This is a genomic window from Providencia sp. PROV255 (genome assembly GCF_028478065.1).
Classification (GTDB): Bacteria; Pseudomonadota; Gammaproteobacteria; order Enterobacterales; family Enterobacteriaceae; genus Providencia; species Providencia rettgeri.
In genome coordinates, this window is the sequence record NZ_JAMPMI010000018.1 from 90,007 (window position 1) to 110,028 (window position 20,022).

The window sequence follows — 20,022 nt, forward strand, 5'->3', positions numbered from 1 at the left end:
CAGAAAAAAAAGTCAACTTCGTCATTATTAGATAAGTTGCGGTGTGATTTTTCGCTAAGTTCTTTATATAGCGATGAACGTATTTTTCTTTGTTGCTTTAATTGTAGGGGTATATTAATGAAATATAAATTGCTAACTCTCTGTTTATCTACGGCATTATTAACACCTATTGCGCCTGTATTAGCGAGTACAGATAGCAAAACAGATATGGTTTTAGATCAAGTTTTAGTCCTTAGCCGCCATAATTTACGTACACCTATCGTAAATACCGGTATTCTTACTGAAGTGACTGATAAAAAATGGCCTGCATGGGATGCACAAAGTGGTTATCTCACTACTAAAGGCGGCGCACTTGAAGTCTACATGGGGCATTATTTTAGGGAGTGGATAGACCAAAACAAATTACTTGCAGATGAACTGTGTCCAACAAGTAATGAGGATGTATACCTTTATACAAATAGTCTCCAAAGAACGATAGCAACTGCCCAATTCTTTGCTGCAGGCGCATTTCCAGGATGCAAGGTAAGTATTCATCATCAGCCTGAAATTGGTAAAATGGACCCTGTTTTTAACCCAATTATTACCAATGCTTCCCCTGAATTTAAACAGCAGGCACTCGCTGAGATGGAACAATATTTTAAAGGGTTATCACTGACTGCGGGTTATGACGAATTAGATAGTGTTCTGAATATTAAAGATTCTCAGAAATGTAAAACAGACAAATTATGTAATTTAAATAACCAAAAAAACAGCTTTATTATTGAAGCTGAAAAAGAACCAGGCGTCAGTGGTCCATTAAAAATTGCGAATTCAGCGGTGGATGCGATAGACCTTCAATATTATGAAGGTTTTCCTGCTAATGAAGTGGCTTGGGGGCTTGTGAATACCCCTGAAAAATGGAAAAAACTGAATACGCTAAAAAATGCTTACCAAGAAACGTTATTTACGCCAAAAATCATTGCAAAAAATGTCGCACATCCAATACTCAATTATATCGATAAAGGCTTTGTTTCGGTCGATAAAGGAGAAACAGCAAAATTTATATTCTTAGTCGGTCATGACTCGAATATTGCGTCACTCATGTCAGCAATGGATTTTAAACCGTATCAATTACCAGAGCAGTATGAACATACCCCGATTGGAGGTAAATTAGTGTTCCAACGCTGGACAGATAAGCAAGCGAATAAAGATTTTATGAAAGTCGAATATGTTTACCAAACTGCAGACCAGCTTAGAGATAATACGTATTTATCATTACAAACACCGCCTAAACATGTCACATTAGAGCTAAAAGGGTGTCCAATTGATAAAAGCGGCTATTGTTCTTGGGAAGATTTTCAAAAAGTCATGGCGACAGCCTTAGAACAGTAATCACGGTATATTGATGCCCTACAAACTTGAGCGGGGCATCATTTTTTGGGAAGATAGCCAAATTATATATTGGGTTTATTAATATCTTATGTGGACAAAATAGTCACTATGCCTATTCAGTTTTTTCAGCTAAATCAAATTGCTACCGCAGATCTTATCGCATTAAATACTCATCCAGCTGTACTTGAACATATGCCTCTAGGCAGCAGCCATTTCGATGAACAGGCCTGCCAGCAGTGGGTTTCAGGAAAAGAGCTGCATTGGGAGCAACATGGCTATGGAGTATGGGCCATTATGATTGATGACCAATTTGCCGGCTGGGGAGGGTTACAAAATGAAGCGGGTGATGCAGATTTAGCTTTAGTGTTACATCCTAAGTTTTGGGGAAAGGGAAAATCTATTGTTAAGAATATTATTAATAAAGCTTTTACATCACTGAAGGTTGAGTCAGTTACAATACATTTACCGTTAACACGCAAGAAAGTATCCGCGATTTTACGTTATGGTTTTACTGAAGAACGCATTGTTGATTTTGATGGTATTCCTTTTAAACGCTTTAGATTAAGCCATTCATCAGTTTTATAGCATAAAAAAACCCCGCTAAAAAAGCAGGGCGTGAAAATCACGAAAATGTTTATGAGCCTTTAATTTACCCTAAATGAACACATAAATAGCCCTATAAAGTGTATGTCTTTGCTGTTTTTTGTAACAATCATTAAGGCTAAACCTTTTGTTTGTAAAATGTGTTTGCTTAAGCTACAAATAGCACTTTAGTATTTATTATCTAACCACTAATACACTAGTTTTTGCATAACGAACTACTGAGGCGGCATTAGAACCCAGCAAATAGGTTGACATACTCGGGCGGCGTGAACCTAATAGAATAATATCGGCGTTGATATCTTCTGCGGTTGCCAAAATTTCGTCTTTAACAGAACCAACGGTTGCTTTCGCCTTTATTTTATCTGCAGGGATATCAAATAGTTTAATTTTTTCTTTTAATTCTGTAAGGATAATTTCAGCTTGTTTTTCGTCGTCAGGGAAGTCTCCTGGTAAGATGGTGCCACCATAGCGTAAATAGTTTGAAATTGGTGCGGTTACGGCAAGAAAGTACACTGTTGCATCATTCAATTTTTGTAGCGAATTAACATGAGGAACTAATAAGTTAGTGAGAGCATCTTCGGTTACATCGATCGGAACTAAGATTGTATTGTACATAATATCTCCCTTTCTCTTTTATATTATAAGTTTAGAACAATATCATACATTGTGAAATTGATTATTAATAGTAATGAATTTATTGGTGGAAGGGTGTGAGCAAGTAGCCGTAATAAGATTTTTCATCAAAAAAAGAGGGGAGCCTGATGCCATTATAATGAATAACATCAGGTAAAATGCAGGAAATATTGGGGTAGATTTATTTTTTTACGCAAGCTTCTTTTAAGCCAGCTTTGCAGGCTTGAGCTAGATATTCAGCTGCAGATTTTTCATTGATTTCAATTCCCTCGCCACTTTCTAGCATTTTACCGACTTGGTATTGTGCGGGTGGAAATTTTTTATCAGCAGATTTTTTGAACCACTCAAAAGCCGTAATATAATTTTGTTTTACACCAATACCTTGATAGTAAAACTGGCCCATATAATTTTGGGCTTCAACATTGCCTTTATTGGCTGATTTTTCGAATAGATCCATGGCTGTTTCAAGGTTGGCCTCAACCCCATTACCATTTAAATACATGTCCCCTAAAAACAACTGAGCATCAGAATTGCCCTTATTCGATGCCATCGTTAACCATTTTTTTGCTTTACCATAGTCCTGTTTAAGCTCGTTACCAAGGTAATAGCCAATTCCTAACATGACTTGCGCTTTTATATCGCCTTTTTGCGCTTCTTGCTCGATACGTTTGATAGTTTCTTTGGGAACCGCAGCGACACTTAGGTTAATTGAAAAGGCACATAAAATAATAAATGAAAGAATTCTAAGCATAATTTGATATCTTATTTTAGCGTTGTTTATTTCTATTTTTAATAAAATGTCTCAATGAGATTTATTACCAACAAAGTATATTACATAAAGAAAAGTTTACATCAAAATACGTAATATAAAATAAGCTATAAGCCTGAGGACTTTACGCATTTTTAGAGTTATTGGCATCATCTATACTCTACGATTTTAATTTAAAAATATCAATATATAATAAAAATATACAATATATTAGGGCATGGGATTTCCTATCTTTTAGCCATGTTATGTGTTTGTTGTAACAAGATATTAATAAGAGAAATGATTAAGAAGTCATGCCAGGCAGATGAAAAGATAAGGGAATGGAATATTAATTGATATTTTAAGTGTGGTTTAAGGCGTTAGGGTGATTATTTTATAAAAACATTTAATACGAATAAATTTTCGATATAAAACACATCAGAAGTGAGAAAAGTGAATTAAATAAGGGCGGCTGATGTGTTATTAGAAAGGTGTGAATTAAAGTTTACAGAATTCGCACCTTTAGCAATATAAAAAAAACCTTTATGTTGATGGCTTAAAAAAGCTTATGACTCAAATAGTGGGGTAGGTTTACCATTGTCATCAATTGTGACATTTAAACCTATGACAGCAAAAGACAACCTTAGTCATCTTATTTGTACAAGCATTTGTTATTTAATAATTTAATAAAATCCCCATTGACAAGTTAAGACAGGTTAAGCCACCATAAGACATACTTAATGTGTCCACCAGTGTGTCCATCAAAACTGGATGACAATTGTAAAAATGGGGCAACAATGGCAATAACAGATACATTTTTGCGAACAAATCAGGGCAAAAAACAATCATCGGTTATCGAAAAATCAGATCGTGACGGTTTGTGGGTGCGCATTTCTAAAAATGGCGTGGTGTCTTTTTTCTATCGATACCGATTTCTAGGTAAGCAGGATAAGATGACTATTGGGAAATACCCTGTAATGTCACTCAAAGAAGCCAGATCTAAGGTTTTGCACTGGTCAAAGGTTCTAAGTGAGGGGCAAAACCCAAAACTGGTTCAGTCCTTGGAAATTGAAACTATCAATCAGAATAGCTCATTTGAAGACTTATATCGACAGTGGCATGAGATGCATTTTGAAGGGAAGGTAAGTTCAGTGAACGTATTGAGAACTTTTGAAATACACGTATTCCCTAAGTTAGGTAAGTATTCACCAGAGCAGTTAACTACAAAAATATGGGTTTCTTATTTAGATGGAATGTCTAAAAAGTACTCAGAAATCACGAAGCGCATTTTAAATAACTCAGCTGAATGTTATGAGTGGGCTAGAAAGCGGAACATGATAGCTCTAAACCCGCTATTAAATCTTAGCCCTAAAGATTTCGGTGTTAAAAAGGGGCAAGGTTCACGCACGCTAGACGACTCAGAAATTTACTACATTTTAAAAGCTAGCAAAGAATCAAGAATGGAAGAGAAAAACGCTTTGTTTGTATTTTTATGCCTTTACTATGGTTGTCGTGTTGGTGAGCTTCGATTAGCCAAAAAAAGCGATTTTGACTTCAATAAAATGATATGGGTAGTTCCTGCAGAGAACCACAAGACAGGAGGCTCAACAGGAATGCCATTAATAAGACCAATAATAGAAGACTCTGTTCCTGCTATACAAAGGCTTATCGAGTTAGCTGATAGTGAAGTAATTTTTAACTCAGGAACGGATGTTATATCTTTTAATTTTCACCTATCATTTCCTAAAAATCTTATTCGATACTGCAAAAGAAGTTATGATGTAATCATCCCTCATTTTTCTATGCATGACCTAAGACGTACCGCTAGAACGAATTTCTCAGAATTAACCGCGCCTCATGTCGCAGAAACAATGCTAGGTCATAAATTACCCGGGGTATGGGGTGTTTATGATAAATACAGCTATATGAATGAGATGAGAGAGGCTTATAAAAAGTGGTGGGATAAATTGGAGTTAATAACGAAATTCGCCCCAAGTTAGGGGCGTTATTTTCATTTGCGGCTCGCTTTACTTAGTTCCGAATCTTTCGTTTGCCATTCTAAAACTTTATATTTAAACCATCTATTTTCAGATCCTTGATAGCTACAGTCAGGTTCGGGAAATGGTAATACTGCACGCTTTCTTCTTCTGTCTAGCGTTCTTGAAGAAATTCGTAGATGTTCACATACATCTTTAGTGGTCATATATGCATTATCAAGGGTCACTTATCACCTCCCTTCACATATCCATTCTTCAATATTGCCGCTGCAACTTCAGCTGGAGTTCCTAACCACATAGCATCGTCAATAATGGCGTTTAGATTTCCATAGCTGAGGTCTTCAACTGTTTTTGGCCATACATCATTCGGCACATGATAGATGACGCAATCAGTTATCTGGATAGTGGTCATTTGAATGATTTCCTCTGTGGTGAAATTCATTCGTTGATAACCGGCATTCCAAACGGCATCAGTTACTTCACCCGGATCCCCGCCTGCATTTTTAATGATACTGACTAGGTTAAAATCAAGCGTTGTCATTGCCCACCTCCATTAACCCCTCAAGCCTCACGACTAACTCATACATTTCACTTTTGCATTGACGGGTTTTTGTTAATTCGCCCATGCGATTGTTTATCTGAATCAACTCATCATCAATTTTTACCAGTTCAGCACGTAGTTGTTTACTATTTGGTACGTTCAGGGTTCCGTTTGGAACGGAGGTGTGCTGCTCTGGTATAAGGTGATTTTTCTCACCTTTAAATTCTGGCTTTGTGACAGAATTAAGTGATATCAATTGGTTGGCGGAGGTATCTTCTAAAAGGGGCGATTTCCCCTCTTTAGCTTCAACCCACTGGTAAACTCTTGAGCCGTTTTTTACCTGACTAACCACATTTCCATTTTTGATATCAGTTTTTAAACGCCCGCCAATGTTATTTGCCGAATCTCCAGTTGCTTTAGCTAGTTCAGCGGCCGTCATAGCGTGGGTGCTTTGCTGTAAAACTTCTCTTAAGATTTCAATCTTAGGGCGCTCATCACTAGCCTGACATGAAAATTCTGAAGCAATAGGGCTCTTATTTATTTTTGGTTCTGGCTGGTTAATAAGTTGATACATACCATTAACCAGCTTTACCGCACCTTTTCGCATTTGATTGGTAATCATTGCATTAACAACTTGGGCGCTTTGATCCACATGCAAAGCAAGCGTATCGATATCACATGGACCTACTTCTTCAAGCGCATCGATAATTAAAGGGTTATTGCTCATCATTCACCTTCCTTGCGCGTTTTTTCTTTTTGGTGATCGGGATTAATTTAGGTGCAACGATTTGTGGTGCTGGCGGTAGAGGAGGGCATACGCCCATCCTGATATAACAGCGTTGTCTGATCCCGTGAATAATTCGAGCCGTCCAATCGCAACCATCATCCACATAGTGAGTAACCCGAACTATCACATCGTCGTAATCAACCATTTCATGGTCAGTGTTGTTTTGTTCAATCACTTGTTAGCCTCCTTGCTAATAATTTTGTAGGCATGTAATACATGGTTAGCCTTACCGTAAATCGTTGTTACTCGAAAAAAGAAACCTGTAGACGCTTCATGGACTGGTGCGCTTAGCAAGGCTTTATCTATCAGCCGATTTAACAATCGACGCTCTGTAACAAAAGATAAAATGGTTATCTTTGCTGTGTTGCCCATGGCGATATATTCAATTTTCATTTTTTACCGTCCTTAGTGCATGGTTGGCATTGCAGGGAAACCACCTTCTGATTCCAGTGCACGGATATAATCATCGTTAAGAATGCAAAGACCTTCGCGCCCTTTGGCTGATAGACGAGGACCGTGTTCTAGTGAGATATCAAGAAAATCGATATACACTCGGACAGTAAAGTCAGCCCATAATGCTTTCCCGACGGTTTCAACCATGATCCGTTCTAAGTTTTCACTTAGTGCAAGGCGCAGAGGAGCAGGGTAAATACTCAGTGACGATTTGCCATTGCTATAGATGGTTGCTAAATCAATGCCGCCGTTGCCATTTGGCACCTCAATAGTGCCGTTTTTCTTTTGTTGTTCGCGGATAAAGCAAGCCACTACCACCCAACGCCAAACTGAAACACGTTGTTCAGGTGTTAGGGTGTCTGGTTCATCAGCTAACTTACCCATCACGGCAGCAGCCAAATACAAGCCTTTTATTAACTCTTTATCGTAGTGACCACATTCAAGCGCCTTAACTGCGTCAGAATAAGAAATCAAAGTGCCATCGTCGGCAATAACGCCGTTACCTGCATCAGTAAAATAAGCCATTATTTAGCCTCCGGCGTGTAGATAGCCTTGTCGTGTGAAAACTCACCGTTCCATGTCTTTTTCATTGGAAGCTCACCTTTCATATAGAGCTGATATAAGCGGTGACAACCTTTTTCTAATAAGACTGGTGTCACTTTTATAAATTCTTCCATGCCATGAGGAGTGACTTTGGTTTCTTCCTCTGTGAGATATTTATCCCGAGCGTAGGAAGCGACTCGCCATTTGGGTGATTTCTCAAGGTCACGTCGTGAGTTATAAACCCAGTTTCGTTCTGAAGCCCACCACATCATTTTGTTAACATTTACACCATTAAGTGCTTTGCAAAATGAGGTGATCGTTATGCCTTTGCTGAAATGCTTACCTAGGCTTTCCACTGTGGCGTTGAGGTGTTTATTTTCAATCTGGAAAGCTTCTGCGCGGTCTTCTGCTTCAATTACCATCAGTGCAAGCTGTTTTCGACTAACTTCTACTGGCGCAGGGCGAAAATAAGCATCTTCCATTTTTTCAAAGAAAGACCAGGCTTCGTCGCTATCGACAATTTTCGACATACGGGCAGCGCCTTTTTCGGTCCATAGGGTAACGCTTCTAGCTTTGTTTGAAATTTGTGCGTAACTATTGGTTACTCGCAAATCTTTTAGTTCATCACCTGAAACGGTGTGGCAGTGAACCCCTTCAATAAATCGTTCTTTATTGCGAGATAAATTGTTGCGGATATTGGCTTCATCAACGCCATAACCAGCCGCTAATGTTTCCGTGGTGACAACTCGGACACCTTTCCATTCAATAACGGGTAGTGCGTTAGCATCTATTGTGATTAATTCGCTCATAATTAAACCCTCTTAATATCAATTTTTAACTTATTGGCTAATCGGCGTTGCTGTCTATTTAATGGCATTCGAATGTCATTGCCGTTTCTTTCAAATTGGGATAAGTGTTTGCAAACATTGGCATAATCTTTAACTTCATTTCTTTCTAAACTAAGCCCTTGAGCAATAGTCATACCTGCAATTCCCTGTTGAGTTCTGCTGCGTTTTCTTTTGCTCATAAATAACTCTCCGCCACTTTAATTTTTGCTTTAGATAAACAACGGTCAGTTGCTTGGCTGCTTATTTTCTGCTGATCACTTAACGCGCCATTTACTGGCGGTTTGGCAATGTAAAAAGCTTTGTTATATTGCTCAGCGGCACGTCGATATAACTTTCTATCTTCAAGTGACTTGCCAGTATTCATATAATGTTCAAAATTACTCACAGCCCACCTCCGAAGTTTTATTAATATTGGCTTCCAGTAATTCAGCTTCTTTTTTACTTTTAATTTTTTCCCTTGCTTTTTTATTACGTTCTTTTTGTTGTTCTTCATATTCAATTGCGCGAGTTAATAAAGAATTACGCAGTGAGTTGTGCTCTATTCGATATTCAGCCCACCGCAAGTCTTTTTCTGTTCTGGCTAAATATTTAGCCTGACCCCACAATATGGATGCTTTTAAATAATCACCGGCTTGTTCTGCTTTTGCTGCCTGTTGTGCAATACTTAAATAACTTGGCTTCATTTATTCATTTCCTTTTGATGTAAATGTTCAGCAATGAGCAAAGTAATATCACTAATGAACTCTTTGCCTTCGTCGGTTAGCTTTCCGTGTTTATTGTAAAAACTATCGTAGACTTCAATTATTTGCTGGTCGGTTGCTCCTGCTTCTTTACGGCAAATGTTATTTTCGTATAAGTTGATTAATGATTGTTTTAATACCTCAGTATCTAAATCAACTCGGTATTTAATACCATCGACAGTTCGCTCGAATGTTGATGCTTTCTTTTTTCTTTTTAGATAATCAAAGATTGCATCAATAAAATGTTTTCTTCTTTTATCTAATAAAGTTGATTTTTCCATTTCATTATTCCTGATTTTAGATAAAGGGAACCCCTCAGCGTTGACGCTGATTTAAATTTAACTTGATTGTTTAATTATTTATTGGTTATTGCTTCTTGAAGTCTTCCGTATTTTATTACCGCATCTTCCTTTGCTTCTTCGAGTTTTGTGTTTGCTTTTTGCCATTCCTTTTCTAACTGTAAAATATACTTTTCTTTTTTAAGCTTCCGTTTTAAATCTCGATATATTTCAGCCTGTCTATCTATATACTCTGGCAGCATGGCACCGCGCTTAAAGACAGGAGTACCACCAGGCAACTGTGTTTTAATGTCTGGCTCGTTAGTTGGCTTGCCTAGCTTACTGAACTCATCACTAGCAAGGATGTGTGCATATTTATTGATAGCTGCATCTTCAGTGAAATAGCTTTTATTGCATGGCTGAACAAAATAAACCTCACGAGTAATGACCTGAATGTCGTGACCTGTTGTTATTTCTATAGGCTTTGCTTTGTTTGTCATTTTAATTTTCCTTAATAAGAGCGTCTAAACTATTGAGTGTTTTACTTAATGTATTTGCCATTAAATCTAATTGTGCATATAGCGTTGGGGTGTCTGGTTCATTTTCGTATATGTCACTTTTAAGTTGATGCAGAGAAAGCTCGACATTATTAATATCCCCAATAGCACCATGTAACTTATTTTCTGATAACTTACTATTTTGATTGGGGGGGGGGGCAGAACGCCGTTTAATTTCCTCACTAGAATAATAAACATTATCATCTAATGCTTTAGCAATAATGATTGACTCTTGAATCAATAAACCTATTTTACATAGAACGTCTTTTGATAAAGGGTCATTGTCACTACATGAAGAGTCAAACAATAAGGTACCAATTGCTCCGACACCTTCAATTAATGCTTCTGATGTCATTTCGTTATTAATAGAAATTCCACTAAGTTGCTCGATTGAGTAGTTTTTGAAATCTTTTATTTTTATTGTGTCGCTAGTTTTCATTTTTATTTCCCAAGATTAATTTTAATTAATGCCTCATGAGCGCGAATTACTGATAATAAGGCTGCAGCCAAAGTATTTAGGGTGTTTTCATTATCAATAAATCCTGAATCTAAAATTAAATTAATAATGGCCTTTGCGTAGGTTAATTCAGTGTTAGCTGCATCTCTTAATTGAATATTGTCATTCACTATTCTTTCTCCAAAATATCATCGACCTCAGTTTCACATTGAGCGATTAATTGACTGGCTATATGTTTTTCGCTGTTGTCTCTATTTAGATATTGAGCAGCAATTAAAAACGCTTTCACTCGGTTAAACACATCCATACATTCACTAACTTGTACTTTGGGGGGGGGGGCTGTTTTATTCATGTCCATTATCCCGTTGTGCATTTTCTTCAAGTAGGTACAAAGAAACATCATTTGATAAATCAAGCGCCAAGCCAATTAACTCCTCAATAGTAGATGTGTCTTTGTGCCGTAAATTCTCTTTATTGATAGTGAATAATAGTGAACTCAGCTGAGCGCTTTTTTTTGCGGCGACACTTAATTCAATTTCGTGTGACATGTCACGCTCCTACAGGTGTTTGTGATGCCAGCGATAAAACATAATCACGAACAAGTTGTAATTTTGCTGATTTCAAATCCGTTGCATAAACCTCTTTGCGTTCAGCTTTAGCTTGTGGATCACTACGCTTTACAGCAAAGAAGCAGAACTTAAACAGACCTGTACGGATATCAGGTTTAAGTACATTGGTATTTGGCGCATAATGTATAGTCGACATTTTTTAAACCTCGTCATTATGAGTTAAAAATTTAGCTGGCTGCATTTCACCTTCACCGCGCATGAGCCACCTTAGATTTACACCTAAAGCTTCAGATAAAGCTGCTCCTCGCTCAATTCCCACGCCTTTTACTCGGCCAGTAGCCAATGCACTGATTGTGCTTTGTGAAACTCCAATACCCCAAGCTAAAGCGGCTTGTGTCATTCCAGAGTGTGCGAGAGCCAAGCGCAAACGTGTTGCGAATGAGTTTTTTATGCCCGTAGTCAGTTGCTCGACCTTGATTTCATTTTTTAATGGAAAATCAAACGCAATGCTTGATTGAATGCTAGATGATGTATCTATTAGTGCTCTAAATTTTTCTTGCAGTATTGCTTCAATTATCTCGCTTTCAGTTTCTGAAAGCTTTCCTGATAATATGAGAAGACTGACACACTGAGTTTGCTCCGCAAGACTGGACATGTAGCATGCATTTCTCATTAACAAATCATATGCCTTATTCATTTTTATCTCCTAAGCGATTTTTAATGATAATAGACAGAGCGTTTTTAAATGTCAATCGCTAAAGCGATATTTTTTTATATTGACGTTTACTAGGAAATATAAGATTATCCTCATACTGTACAAATAAACAGTATGAGGGTGTAATGAAAAAAATGGAAGTTAGTTTCTACTATAGAAATAGACCAGGGCGCTATAGATTGGATAAGACAAGATTATGTTATTTATATTGTTTTGATAAAAGTATAATCACCCCTAGTAAATTAATACTATCATCGACTGAAACCAAAGGGATGCGAGAGTCATCAACGGATAAGTAGTCATTAGCTGCACTTTTAATATATCTATAAGCACTAATATTTTTATTTATTTCAATCAACACCAGATCATTTTGAGAAGGGAGCTCTTTAGGGTCAATAACTACTATGCTTCCTTTGGTGATCTCGCTAATTCCTGTATCTGATTCAATTTCATAGGCTTTTAATGAAGGCTTGAATATATTACTAGGTATAAGAAATTGATTATGTGTAGGTTTGTTTCCTTTCAATACAGCCAATTCTGCATACTTTCCAGTCATCACTTCAAATGGTGGGAGTGCTTTATTTCTTGCTGTTTCAGTATCACCACCATGTTGTAGCCACTCTGCATCAACACCAAGTACGCGAGCTATATCAACCAATCTTCTGCTTGACGATGCTTCTCCTGACACTAATTTCCATACACTTGATTGTGCCATACCTACAGCTTCAGCTAGGGACGCTTGCGTGAATCCCGAATTTTTCATTGCTGACTTTAACCGTTCTGAAAGACTCATATATTACCTCATTAAACTATAGCGATGGCGATATTATACATTAATCGCTTTGGCGATTGAATACTGTTTATTTATACGCTAGAATCGCTATAGGAATATTGGAGGGTTTATGAAAAATGAAATTATAGACAAAGCGATTAACAGTATTGGTACGACACAATTAGGGTTTGCGAAGCTAATAGGCGTCTCACAGTCAACAGTTTCTGATTGGTTAAACAATAAGAAAAAAGTATCCCCTAGATTGGTGCCTTCGATTGTTAATTTAACAAATGGAGCTGTAAAGGCTCACGAAATTCGACCTGATCTACCAGAGCTTTTCGGTAATGCACATGCACCAGATACACAACATACTGATGCCTAAGCATTACTTTCCTGATGACGCGAATTGGATTCAGGAAATGTTATTGCAACTGTCACCGAGTGCGAGAAATAGGGCGCTGGTGGCTTATTCAGAAGTGTATCAGCAGCATTGGGAGTTAGAACCAGTTTCATATCGCAAAGACAACAAAGCGAGACATGAAGCGAACTCAAGACTAAGGCAGTACGTGAGACGTTATTCGAAGGCAATGCAAGGTTATACCTCAGCGCCGTTGTTGGTTGGTCAGTAATTTCATTAAGGGAGTATTCAGGGGTTAAGACGTTTAGCCGTCTAGACTGTTTTCTGGGGAAGAGGGGAAAACTTTCTAGGGGGGTAAGGGGGGTGATCTTTGAAAGGGGTGTTAGGGAAGGCACTGCCAAGGAAGGAGTTAGATCTTAAATATAGACCTCTATAGGGGTTATAAAACCCACCAGCCGTTTAGATGGCTAAATGATAAATCTTCCAAAGGCTTCGTCCTTGGCAGGGTAAATTATTCAAGTGAGGAACGGATGTTAAACATTACACCAAATTTTGCACAGGAACGCGGTTTAGCTATGTTGCGTCAAAACTGGAAGCAAAACCGCACGTTTATGATTTATAGCCCAACAGGGAGCGGTAAGACAGGGCTAGCGGCATTTATCACAAACGGTTACATCAAGCGCAATATGCGAGTTATGTTCTGTGCGCCATATACAAACCTGATCGCCCAAACAGCTGAGCGTTTTCAAGAGTATGGCATACCAATGGAAGAAATCGGATTTGTTTGGGCCAATCATCCCAATTATGATCCAACAAAATTAATCCAAATTGCCTCAGCAGATACGGTTATTCGTCGTGAGTTTCCTGACAACATTGATTTACTCATCATCGACGAGGCCCATTTACGCCGTAAGAAAATACTCGAAGTCATTCGTGATACTGAACTCAAAGTAATCGGGCTGTCGGGAACACCGTTTTCCCCGTTTCTTGGTGAGTATTACGAAAGGCTGATTAAACCCACAACGATGAAGGAGCTTATTCAGCGTGGGGATCTAAGTAAATACGAATTTTACGCACCGACAAAACCAGATTTATCAAAAGTGAAATCAGTTCGTAGTGAGGAATTCGGTAGTGATTATAAAGAGGCTGAAATTGCTGAAATTATGTCAGGTGCGGATTTGGTTGGCGACGTGGTTGATAACTGGCTGGCTAATGGTGAAAACCTACCAACGATCTGTTTTTGCGTCACTGTCAGCCATGCAAATTATGTCACCGTTGCTTTTAACCGCTCAGGGGTGAATGCGGAGGTCATTACAGCTGATACGCCACATGATGAACGTCGAGTCATCATTCACCGTTTCGAACAGGGTGCAACCAAGATCATTGTTAATGTCGGAACGCTTGTAGCGGGTTTTGATAGTGATGTTCGTTGCATCATTTATGCCCGACCTACTAAATCAGAAATTCGCTGGGTGCAGTGTCTTGGCCGCGGATTACGTAAAGCGCCGGGCAAAGATAAATGTCTCATCTTTGATCATTCCGGTTCTGTCCATCGCTTAGGCTTTCCTGATGATATCGAATATGACGAACTGCCAAACAAAAATGACGGCATGAAAGAGGTTAATAGTTTTCGTGAGCAAGAAAAACGCGAGAAGAAACCGAAAGAATGCACATCATGCCACTTCATGAAGCCTGCAGGTATTTACGTTTGCCCTAAATGTGGATTTAAGCCACTCGCCGGGGAAGACGTAGAAGTCGACACGACACGCAATATCAAAAAATTAGGTAAGACTGAAAAAGTTTACACCCAACAAGAAAAGCAAAGTTTCTATTCCCAACTTAAATATTACCAAAACGTTAGAGCGGTTGAAGGCAAGCCGATTAGTGACGGGTGGGTCGGTCACACATTTAAAGATAAGTTCGGTGTATTCCCTTATGGACTACACAGTACCCCTCAAGAGATTACACCAGAGGTCAGTAATTTCATTAAACATAAGCGGATCCGTTTCGTAAAGGGTCGGCAAAAAGCAAAAGAGCAGTTCGCACGTATTAAAGGTCAGTTAAAAAATGGCACACCACAGCAAGGAGCATTACTTTGAATACAATTAATGCCGCAAAAGGACAATGGGCAAAAATATTTGCGCACTATGGGCTACCCCCTATAACTGGGCGTAAACACTTTAAAGGCAAATGTCCATTATGTGAGAGAAAGGGCAAGTTTCGTATTGATGATAAAAATGGGCTAGGCACATGGATTTGCACCTGTGATTCGGGTACTGGCTTTCAGCTACTGGAAAAAACACAAGGTAAGAGTTTTAAAGTTCTGGCTGATGAAGTGGATATGCTTCTTGGCAATCATCGAGAAAATATAGCACCTAAACCACAAACTAAAGATACCTCAATTGCAGGGTTTAGAGAGCGGATCATCAAGTGCTATTCAAACCTAAAATCACTGAAAGATACCTCAGCAGCGAAATATCTACACAATCGCGGTATCTATGAGCTGCCGAGTGAACAGGTTAAATTTTGTGATAAGCAACCCGTAAAACATAACCCTAACAGCTTTCAAGCTATCTGGTCGCTTGCAACAGACTCAAAAGGGCAGCTTTGTTACCTGCATAGGACGTATTTAGAAGGCGATAAAAAAGCGCGGCTATCGCTGGTCAAACGAATGGACTCGTTGCAGGAGGATAATTACTTAGAGTATGCAAACTCAGTCGCTATCCGTATGTTCCCCGTAGCTTCAACGTTGGGGATCGCTGAAGGAATCGAAACCGCACTTTCCTGTAAGCAAATCTATGGTGTTAATACTTGGTCGACAATGAATGCTGGACATATGGCGAAGTTTGTCGCTCCAAAAGGTGTTAAGCACCTGATTGTTTTCGCTGATAACGATTGGAGCGCAACGGGTGAGGCGGCAGCTTATGAATGCGCCAGAAAAAACCTAGTAGCCAACAATGATATAGAAAAAGTAAGCGTGAGATGGCCTGACCTAAACGATTTTAATGATTTGCTCACTCAAGGTTGCGAAGCAAGGGAACGTGTTTTTATTCGGAAACAAAGAGAGGCGGCTTAATGAAACTCGAAAATGCACTGAAAAACTTTCACCCTAAGTCACCTACATTCGGCAATGTAGCAGGTTGTACTTCCCCTGACCGAATAACGGGAACGGATATCATGGCAGCTATGGGGATGACTGAATCACAAGCTAAGTTTGGTATGACGGCTTTTTTGGCGAAAAATGATATCAGCGAAGAGGATAAGTTTTCTACGGTAGAAGCCTTAACCCAATACGCTAAAAAAATCACACCTAAGCTGGTGGCTAAAGCTGCAGGTAAAAAGTTGGGTTATTGCCTAATTATTCTGGCCAAGATGGCATTTGAAGATTATGCCCGTTCAGCTGGTTCAGTTTTTCCATGTTCAGCATGTAGCGGTAAAGGTCTTATTTATAAGCGCAAGGACGTAGTCAAACATCCTGGTATAACTAGACTAGACGGAACTGTAATTATTGAGCCGTGGACGAAAAATGAAGAAGTGGGTGAATTGTGCCAAGAGTGTAATGGTAAGGGGCGACTAGCACACCGTTGCCGCTGTAAAGGACGGGGTAAGGTATTAGATGACATTCAAACTAAGCTGCAGGGCGCGCCTGTATTTAAAGATTGCCCTCGTTGTGCGGGTAAGGGGTTCAACCGGGTGCCGTCGTCTGTGGCATATAATGCGATAAAACACTTAGTGCCTGATTTAACCCAATCGTCATGGTCACGAAATTGGAAGCCATTTTATGAAAAGTTAGCTAGTAAATGTTTTATTGAAGAAAGTGCGGCAGAACTGGCATTTAGCAGGGTAATAAAATAATGTGTTTTATTTGATTTTTGCATAGAATTGGCTTATTATCTTCTAATAATGGACATTCTATACCTAGTCGCATTAAACCAATTCAAGGCCTCGCAATCGCGGGGCTTTTTTGTACCTAAAACAAACATAAGACTTGCTGTTACGTTTGGTCAGAGTTACATGTGTAGTTATGCACAATAACTGACCAGAGGTTTAAAAATATCATGTTAAAACAGTGTGATATGACAGAAAAGGCAAGGCTTGTATTTAATGCGGTTACAGAGGAACCAGCCACAGTAGGTGAAATCGCATGGCTTAGTAATCTAACCGATTCATGCTGCCGATTAATACTGACCCAGTTAGCGATGGCGGGTTTAATCAAAGAAAACATCAAAGAAAGTACATATCAAAATATCTAGCACTGTGAAAATGGGCGGCTGGTGGGTGTTGGTAGCACCTTACCAGCCATTCGCCCGTTGGATACGGATCACGGACAAACTAAAGCCCACTGCTTATGTGCACAAAGCAAGTGAAGCTTATCAAAAAAGGTTTCCATGATCTATGAAAAACGCTGTGAATTTAAACAGTATTAATTTAGTCAATGATGACTCACTCAGCTACATAAAGACACTTCCCGATAATAGTATTGACCTAATTGCAACTGACCCACCTTATTTTCAGGTTAAGTCATGTAATTGGGATAATCAGTGGGAAAACGTCACTGCATATTTATCGTGGCTTGATGAAATGCTTGCGGAATTTTGGCGTGTTCTGAAGCCAAACGGTAGCTTATATATGTTTTGTGGTTCAAAGCTGGCGGCTGATACGGAATTATTAGTGCGTGAGCGGTTCGATGTGCTTAACCACATTATTTGGGCTAAACCATCGGGACCATGGCGACGACAAAATAAAGAAAGCCTGAGAAGTTATTTCCCAGCAACTGAGCGTATCTTGTTTGCTGAACACTATCAAAGCCCTTACAAGGGAAAAAGCAGTGGTTATCTTCAGCGACGTAGAGAGTTGAAAGAAAGCACGCTGAGGCCATTGATTGAATATTTTAAGCAAGCAAGAGATTCATTAGGCATAACAGCAAAGGAAATACATCAGGCCACTGGAAAGCAAATGGCTTCTCATTGGTTTGGCTATAGTCAATGGCAATTACCGAACGAATCAGACTACTTGAAGCTACAAGAGCTATTTAACCAAATGGCGGTAAAAAAGTTCAGCGGCAATCCATTAAGCCGCCAGCACGCTGATTTAGTTAGCGAACAAAAGCTACTAAATCGTGAATATCATGAGTTATCTCAGCAATACCAACTATTAAGGCGTCCGTTTACTGTGACAGTAGATGTTCCTTATACCGATGTTTGGGTATACCCACCTGTTCAGTATTACCCCGGCAAACATCCATGTGAAAAGCCTTCAGCGATGATGGAACACATTATTAATAGTAGTAGCCGAGAGGGTGATGTAGTGGCTGATTTCTTCATGGGTTCTGGCGCCACAATAAAAGCAGCATTAAAACTCAATCGTCGAGTTATAGGAGTTGAACTAGAAACCGACAGATTTGAGCAGACCAAAACGGAGATAAGTAAAACCTCCTGTTTCTAATTTTTAATTAACTCGGGCACTCCGTAGGGGGTGAAATTATGCGTATGGATAAATATAGCAACGCAGCCTACGGTAGTGCTGGGCTTACAGCATTCTTTGCAAGCTTATCGCTTTATGAATGGGGTTTTATTATTAGGATAGCGTTAAGCGTTGCCAGCCGAGGTTACGCAATACGTTTATTGTTTTAAAACTATAATTCTTTACAATTATCAAAGATTACTTGAGAGATATTAGCGTTTTTTTGGGCTATAGTTTCGCCGGTAATGATATTTTAAGAGTTAAAATTGTGAAGAGCGTCAATCGTTTTATAGATTTTATGGTGGGAATGCAATATACACTAGGTATTTTCACTGCATCACTTCTTATTTTTCTTATAGGCAACTGGATGTAAATCTTCTAGAGCAAATAACCAATCTTTACCTATCAAAGCATTTGAGATAACGCTAAATAAGAATTCTGTTTATTTTGCTACTTGAAAAAATAAATACCGTCCCGATATAGGAGATACACCGTATTTCACTTAATCGTGGCGTCCCATACTAGGTAAAATTAGAATTACGGTGTAGACCCGTCAGCAATGGCGGGTTTTCTATTTAAGAGACTGTCTTTGTTATGAGTAAAATATTTAATTTTATTATTGCGTTATTTTTACTAGGTGCTGGCTTTGTGTTAGGCCTCTCCCTTTCCTATAAAGATGAAGTAAGCGTTGTTGAAAGAACCAAGCGCACTGTGCTTGGATACTTGAACAGCCCTAAATTAGAGTCTTTTAAAGACGTGGAATACCACTTCAATAAAATATCTCATAATGGTGGAGAGGTTGGTTATGTTTGCGGCTATGTATCTCGACACTATGACTTTGTCAGTGAAGTTGAATTTAAGCGCTTTGTGGTTAAAGTATATATAAAGCCTGATGGGGAAATTAATATATCAATACCAGCGATAGATGGCGTTGAGGAAGTTTTTGATAAACCGCAAATTGACAAACTGTGGAATAGTTATTGTATATCACCCACCCTCAGCAAGTAAAAAAAACCACCTACAGCAAGAGGTGGCGGTATACATACCATTGGGAAAAACCAGAAAAAAAGCTCTCTAAATGTTTGCAGATTAATTTATATCACTAACGTTACTTAAGGTAAATATCCAAAAATAATTCCGTTCACATAATGAAAACTCTATTTACTAGCTTCTATCTTGCACATAGCGGCATTAAAGCGAGTAGGGTTTTCATTGTGGAGAATGCCAAGGCTGATTGCCTAACTCGCATGGGTTATCTGTACTTATCAGGATAGAAGCACACACGCCATGGGGAACCTGAACGCATACACTCTCAGCGTATGACTCCACAATACTTATAATCTGCTATAAAGTTCTGGTAGCGCGGAACAGTCTGGCTGAACTAAATCAGCCAACACCATTTCGAGCAACAAAATATTCCCAAAATTATTCCAAGGGGTATTACAAGGCCTTTTCCATGCATTGCTTTGGTTTATCAAGATAATTTACCTTAATCTTGTGATCAACTTATCAATACAGCGTACATTAGGTTCCTTATAACCTTATAGTTACTTTAGTATTAATGATATATAACCAATTCACCCCCGAAG

Annotated in this window: 33 protein-coding genes; 12 read left to right on the forward strand and 21 right to left on the reverse strand. The window is 38.8% G+C overall.

Translation table 11 applies throughout. From position 1 onward, the window contains the following. Positions 1 to 117 precede the first annotated feature (117 nt). Complete coding sequence (agp, locus tag PR725_RS16320) at positions 118 to 1,371, forward strand: bifunctional glucose-1-phosphatase/inositol phosphatase (RefSeq protein WP_109911081.1); 1,254 nt, start codon at positions 118 to 120, stop codon at positions 1,369 to 1,371. Positions 1,372 to 1,479: 108 nt separating this feature from the next. Next, positions 1,480 to 1,956: a GNAT family N-acetyltransferase gene (locus PR725_RS16325; RefSeq protein ID WP_109911082.1), complete on the forward strand. Its 477-nt coding sequence runs from the start codon at positions 1,480 to 1,482 to the stop codon at positions 1,954 to 1,956. 195 nt (positions 1,957 to 2,151) lie between these two features. Here the strand turns inward: PR725_RS16325 and PR725_RS16330 are convergent, their stop codons facing one another. Together PR725_RS16330 and PR725_RS16335 are read right to left on the reverse strand one after the other, a co-directional pair. Then, a complete protein-coding gene (locus PR725_RS16330) occupies positions 2,152 to 2,589 on the reverse strand; it encodes a universal stress protein (protein ID WP_109911083.1) in 438 nt (145 codons plus the stop codon). A gap of 199 nt (positions 2,590 to 2,788) precedes the next feature. Beyond that, the gene (locus PR725_RS16335) at positions 2,789 to 3,358 is read right to left on the reverse strand and encodes a tetratricopeptide repeat protein (RefSeq protein WP_004255883.1); all 570 of its coding nucleotides are present in this window, start codon (positions 3,356 to 3,358) and stop codon (positions 2,789 to 2,791) included. A 794-nt stretch (positions 3,359 to 4,152) separates the two neighbouring features. Here PR725_RS16335 and PR725_RS16340 point away from each other — a divergent pair. After that, on the forward strand, positions 4,153 to 5,355 hold the full coding sequence (locus PR725_RS16340; RefSeq protein ID WP_222959835.1) for a tyrosine-type recombinase/integrase: 1,203 nt from the start codon (positions 4,153 to 4,155) through the stop codon (positions 5,353 to 5,355). Positions 5,356 to 5,366: 11 nt separating this feature from the next. Here the strand turns inward: PR725_RS16340 and xis are convergent, their stop codons facing one another. From xis to PR725_RS16435, 19 genes are all read right to left on the reverse strand, one after another. After that, positions 5,367 to 5,558, reverse strand: coding sequence for an excisionase Xis (gene xis, locus PR725_RS16345; protein WP_105881218.1), 192 nt, complete (start codon positions 5,556 to 5,558; stop codon positions 5,367 to 5,369). A 17-nt stretch (positions 5,559 to 5,575) separates the two neighbouring features. Continuing rightward, a complete protein-coding gene (locus PR725_RS16350) occupies positions 5,576 to 5,893 on the reverse strand; it encodes a hypothetical protein (RefSeq protein WP_238564671.1) in 318 nt (105 codons plus the stop codon). Next, on the reverse strand, positions 5,880 to 6,623 hold the full coding sequence (locus tag PR725_RS16355; protein ID WP_238564670.1) for a hypothetical protein: 744 nt from the start codon (positions 6,621 to 6,623) through the stop codon (positions 5,880 to 5,882). The genes PR725_RS16350 and PR725_RS16355 overlap by 14 nt, the downstream gene beginning before the upstream one ends. After that, positions 6,610 to 6,855: a hypothetical protein gene (locus tag PR725_RS16360; RefSeq protein ID WP_238564669.1), complete on the reverse strand. Its 246-nt coding sequence runs from the start codon at positions 6,853 to 6,855 to the stop codon at positions 6,610 to 6,612. Before PR725_RS16360 ends, PR725_RS16355 begins: the two co-directional genes overlap by 14 nt. Beyond that, positions 6,852 to 7,073: a hypothetical protein gene (locus PR725_RS16365; RefSeq protein ID WP_115167544.1), complete on the reverse strand. Its 222-nt coding sequence runs from the start codon at positions 7,071 to 7,073 to the stop codon at positions 6,852 to 6,854. Before PR725_RS16365 ends, PR725_RS16360 begins: the two co-directional genes overlap by 4 nt. Before the next feature lie 12 nt (positions 7,074 to 7,085). After that, positions 7,086 to 7,658: a hypothetical protein gene (locus PR725_RS16370; RefSeq protein ID WP_272569827.1), complete on the reverse strand. Its 573-nt coding sequence runs from the start codon at positions 7,656 to 7,658 to the stop codon at positions 7,086 to 7,088. Next, on the reverse strand, positions 7,658 to 8,485 hold the full coding sequence (locus tag PR725_RS16375; protein ID WP_238564667.1) for an ORF6N domain-containing protein: 828 nt from the start codon (positions 8,483 to 8,485) through the stop codon (positions 7,658 to 7,660). Before PR725_RS16375 ends, PR725_RS16370 begins: the two co-directional genes overlap by 1 nt. A 2-nt stretch (positions 8,486 to 8,487) precedes the next feature. Further along, positions 8,488 to 8,703 (reverse strand): hypothetical protein, encoded by a 216-nt coding sequence (locus tag PR725_RS16380; RefSeq protein WP_238564666.1) that lies wholly within the window; start codon positions 8,701 to 8,703, stop codon positions 8,488 to 8,490. After that, complete coding sequence (locus PR725_RS16385) at positions 8,700 to 8,909, reverse strand: hypothetical protein (RefSeq protein ID WP_238564665.1); 210 nt, start codon at positions 8,907 to 8,909, stop codon at positions 8,700 to 8,702. The genes PR725_RS16380 and PR725_RS16385 overlap by 4 nt, the downstream gene beginning before the upstream one ends. After that, complete coding sequence (locus tag PR725_RS16390; protein WP_238564664.1) at positions 8,902 to 9,207, reverse strand: ANR family transcriptional regulator; 306 nt, start codon at positions 9,205 to 9,207, stop codon at positions 8,902 to 8,904. Before PR725_RS16390 ends, PR725_RS16385 begins: the two co-directional genes overlap by 8 nt. After that, positions 9,204 to 9,545: a hypothetical protein gene (locus PR725_RS16395; protein ID WP_105880981.1), complete on the reverse strand. Its 342-nt coding sequence runs from the start codon at positions 9,543 to 9,545 to the stop codon at positions 9,204 to 9,206. The genes PR725_RS16390 and PR725_RS16395 overlap by 4 nt, the downstream gene beginning before the upstream one ends. Before the next feature lie 74 nt (positions 9,546 to 9,619). Further along, positions 9,620 to 10,042 carry a hypothetical protein gene (locus tag PR725_RS16400; protein ID WP_238564663.1) on the reverse strand — a complete coding sequence of 141 codons (423 nt, stop codon included), beginning with the start codon at positions 10,040 to 10,042 and terminating at the stop codon, positions 9,620 to 9,622. A gap of 1 nt (position 10,043) precedes the next feature. Then, on the reverse strand, positions 10,044 to 10,538 hold the full coding sequence (locus tag PR725_RS16405) for a hypothetical protein (RefSeq protein ID WP_272569832.1): 495 nt from the start codon (positions 10,536 to 10,538) through the stop codon (positions 10,044 to 10,046). Between the two features lie 2 nt (positions 10,539 to 10,540). Beyond that, a complete protein-coding gene (locus PR725_RS16410) occupies positions 10,541 to 10,726 on the reverse strand; it encodes a hypothetical protein (RefSeq protein ID WP_238564624.1) in 186 nt (61 codons plus the stop codon). Beyond that, a complete protein-coding gene (locus tag PR725_RS16415) occupies positions 10,726 to 10,908 on the reverse strand; it encodes a hypothetical protein (RefSeq protein WP_272569836.1) in 183 nt (60 codons plus the stop codon). The genes PR725_RS16410 and PR725_RS16415 overlap by 1 nt, the downstream gene beginning before the upstream one ends. Next, positions 10,901 to 11,104 carry a hypothetical protein gene (locus PR725_RS16420; protein ID WP_238564623.1) on the reverse strand — a complete coding sequence of 68 codons (204 nt, stop codon included), beginning with the start codon at positions 11,102 to 11,104 and terminating at the stop codon, positions 10,901 to 10,903. The genes PR725_RS16415 and PR725_RS16420 overlap by 8 nt, the downstream gene beginning before the upstream one ends. 1 nt (position 11,105) lies before the next feature. Beyond that, positions 11,106 to 11,321, reverse strand: a complete 216-nt coding sequence (locus tag PR725_RS16425; RefSeq protein ID WP_238564622.1) for a host cell division inhibitor Icd-like protein — start codon at positions 11,319 to 11,321, stop codon at positions 11,106 to 11,108. Between the two features lie 3 nt (positions 11,322 to 11,324). Continuing rightward, complete coding sequence (locus PR725_RS16430; protein WP_238564621.1) at positions 11,325 to 11,822, reverse strand: helix-turn-helix domain-containing protein; 498 nt, start codon at positions 11,820 to 11,822, stop codon at positions 11,325 to 11,327. A gap of 217 nt (positions 11,823 to 12,039) precedes the next feature. After that, complete coding sequence (locus PR725_RS16435; RefSeq protein ID WP_238564620.1) at positions 12,040 to 12,633, reverse strand: helix-turn-helix domain-containing protein; 594 nt, start codon at positions 12,631 to 12,633, stop codon at positions 12,040 to 12,042. A gap of 109 nt (positions 12,634 to 12,742) precedes the next feature. Between PR725_RS16435 and PR725_RS16440 the strand changes: the two genes are divergently transcribed. The 9 genes from PR725_RS16440 (at position 12,743) to PR725_RS16480 (ending at position 19,441) form a co-directional block, all read left to right on the forward strand. Continuing rightward, the gene (locus PR725_RS16440; protein ID WP_238564619.1) at positions 12,743 to 12,994 is read left to right on the forward strand and encodes a transcriptional regulator; all 252 of its coding nucleotides are present in this window, start codon (positions 12,743 to 12,745) and stop codon (positions 12,992 to 12,994) included. Further along, the gene (locus PR725_RS16445) at positions 12,963 to 13,241 is read left to right on the forward strand and encodes a hypothetical protein (RefSeq protein ID WP_238564618.1); all 279 of its coding nucleotides are present in this window, start codon (positions 12,963 to 12,965) and stop codon (positions 13,239 to 13,241) included. Before PR725_RS16440 ends, PR725_RS16445 begins: the two co-directional genes overlap by 32 nt. A gap of 259 nt (positions 13,242 to 13,500) precedes the next feature. Beyond that, positions 13,501 to 15,069 (forward strand): DEAD/DEAH box helicase, encoded by a 1,569-nt coding sequence (locus PR725_RS16450; protein WP_238564617.1) that lies wholly within the window; start codon positions 13,501 to 13,503, stop codon positions 15,067 to 15,069. Then, positions 15,066 to 16,046, forward strand: coding sequence for a DUF7146 domain-containing protein (locus tag PR725_RS16455; protein ID WP_238564616.1), 981 nt, complete (start codon positions 15,066 to 15,068; stop codon positions 16,044 to 16,046). Before PR725_RS16450 ends, PR725_RS16455 begins: the two co-directional genes overlap by 4 nt. Next, positions 16,046 to 16,825: an antitermination protein Q gene (locus PR725_RS16460; protein ID WP_272569844.1), complete on the forward strand. Its 780-nt coding sequence runs from the start codon at positions 16,046 to 16,048 to the stop codon at positions 16,823 to 16,825. The genes PR725_RS16455 and PR725_RS16460 overlap by 1 nt, the downstream gene beginning before the upstream one ends. A gap of 203 nt (positions 16,826 to 17,028) precedes the next feature. Further along, positions 17,029 to 17,223, forward strand: coding sequence for a TrmB family transcriptional regulator (locus PR725_RS16465; protein WP_129466288.1), 195 nt, complete (start codon positions 17,029 to 17,031; stop codon positions 17,221 to 17,223). Positions 17,224 to 17,365: 142 nt separating this feature from the next. Next, entirely contained in the window at positions 17,366 to 18,415 is a 1,050-nt protein-coding gene (locus tag PR725_RS16470) for a DNA-methyltransferase (protein WP_238564614.1), read from the forward strand. A 38-nt stretch (positions 18,416 to 18,453) separates the two neighbouring features. After that, positions 18,454 to 18,603: a hypothetical protein gene (locus PR725_RS16475; protein ID WP_181420521.1), complete on the forward strand. Its 150-nt coding sequence runs from the start codon at positions 18,454 to 18,456 to the stop codon at positions 18,601 to 18,603. 424 nt (positions 18,604 to 19,027) lie between these two features. Continuing rightward, positions 19,028 to 19,441, forward strand: coding sequence for a hypothetical protein (locus tag PR725_RS16480; RefSeq protein ID WP_272569850.1), 414 nt, complete (start codon positions 19,028 to 19,030; stop codon positions 19,439 to 19,441). Positions 19,442 to 20,022: the final 581 nt, after the last annotated feature.

Coding starts and splice junctions, on each gene's coding strand:
- agp (WP_109911081.1), top strand. CDS start 118: ATGAAATATAAATTGCTAACTCTCTGTTTATCTACGGCATTATTAACA.
- PR725_RS16325 (WP_109911082.1), top strand. CDS start 1,480: ATGCCTATTCAGTTTTTTCAGCTAAATCAAATTGCTACCGCAGATCTT.
- PR725_RS16330 (WP_109911083.1), bottom strand. CDS start 2,589: ATGTACAATACAATCTTAGTTCCGATCGATGTAACCGAAGATGCTCTC.
- PR725_RS16335 (WP_004255883.1), bottom strand. CDS start 3,358: ATGCTTAGAATTCTTTCATTTATTATTTTATGTGCCTTTTCAATTAAC.
- PR725_RS16340 (WP_222959835.1), top strand. CDS start 4,153: ATGGCAATAACAGATACATTTTTGCGAACAAATCAGGGCAAAAAACAA.
- xis (WP_105881218.1), bottom strand. CDS start 5,558: ATGACCACTAAAGATGTATGTGAACATCTACGAATTTCTTCAAGAACG.
- PR725_RS16350 (WP_238564671.1), bottom strand. CDS start 5,893: ATGACAACGCTTGATTTTAACCTAGTCAGTATCATTAAAAATGCAGGC.
- PR725_RS16355 (WP_238564670.1), bottom strand. CDS start 6,623: ATGATGAGCAATAACCCTTTAATTATCGATGCGCTTGAAGAAGTAGGT.
- PR725_RS16365 (WP_115167544.1), bottom strand. CDS start 7,073: ATGAAAATTGAATATATCGCCATGGGCAACACAGCAAAGATAACCATT.
- PR725_RS16370 (WP_272569827.1), bottom strand. CDS start 7,658: ATGGCTTATTTTACTGATGCAGGTAACGGCGTTATTGCCGACGATGGC.
- PR725_RS16375 (WP_238564667.1), bottom strand. CDS start 8,485: ATGAGCGAATTAATCACAATAGATGCTAACGCACTACCCGTTATTGAA.
- PR725_RS16380 (WP_238564666.1), bottom strand. CDS start 8,703: ATGAGCAAAAGAAAACGCAGCAGAACTCAACAGGGAATTGCAGGTATG.
- PR725_RS16390 (WP_238564664.1), bottom strand. CDS start 9,207: ATGAAGCCAAGTTATTTAAGTATTGCACAACAGGCAGCAAAAGCAGAA.
- PR725_RS16395 (WP_105880981.1), bottom strand. CDS start 9,545: ATGGAAAAATCAACTTTATTAGATAAAAGAAGAAAACATTTTATTGAT.
- PR725_RS16400 (WP_238564663.1), bottom strand. CDS start 10,042: ATGACAAACAAAGCAAAGCCTATAGAAATAACAACAGGTCACGACATT.
- PR725_RS16405 (WP_272569832.1), bottom strand. CDS start 10,538: ATGAAAACTAGCGACACAATAAAAATAAAAGATTTCAAAAACTACTCA.
- PR725_RS16415 (WP_272569836.1), bottom strand. CDS start 10,908: ATGAATAAAACAGCCCCCCCCCCCAAAGTACAAGTTAGTGAATGTATG.
- PR725_RS16420 (WP_238564623.1), bottom strand. CDS start 11,104: ATGTCACACGAAATTGAATTAAGTGTCGCCGCAAAAAAAAGCGCTCAG.
- PR725_RS16425 (WP_238564622.1), bottom strand. CDS start 11,321: ATGTCGACTATACATTATGCGCCAAATACCAATGTACTTAAACCTGAT.
- PR725_RS16430 (WP_238564621.1), bottom strand. CDS start 11,822: ATGAATAAGGCATATGATTTGTTAATGAGAAATGCATGCTACATGTCC.
- PR725_RS16435 (WP_238564620.1), bottom strand. CDS start 12,633: ATGAGTCTTTCAGAACGGTTAAAGTCAGCAATGAAAAATTCGGGATTC.
- PR725_RS16440 (WP_238564619.1), top strand. CDS start 12,743: ATGAAAAATGAAATTATAGACAAAGCGATTAACAGTATTGGTACGACA.
- PR725_RS16445 (WP_238564618.1), top strand. CDS start 12,963: ATGCACCAGATACACAACATACTGATGCCTAAGCATTACTTTCCTGAT.
- PR725_RS16450 (WP_238564617.1), top strand. CDS start 13,501: ATGTTAAACATTACACCAAATTTTGCACAGGAACGCGGTTTAGCTATG.
- PR725_RS16460 (WP_272569844.1), top strand. CDS start 16,046: ATGAAACTCGAAAATGCACTGAAAAACTTTCACCCTAAGTCACCTACA.
- PR725_RS16465 (WP_129466288.1), top strand. CDS start 17,029: ATGTTAAAACAGTGTGATATGACAGAAAAGGCAAGGCTTGTATTTAAT.
- PR725_RS16470 (WP_238564614.1), top strand. CDS start 17,366: ATGAAAAACGCTGTGAATTTAAACAGTATTAATTTAGTCAATGATGAC.
- PR725_RS16475 (WP_181420521.1), top strand. CDS start 18,454: ATGCGTATGGATAAATATAGCAACGCAGCCTACGGTAGTGCTGGGCTT.
- PR725_RS16480 (WP_272569850.1), top strand. CDS start 19,028: ATGAGTAAAATATTTAATTTTATTATTGCGTTATTTTTACTAGGTGCT.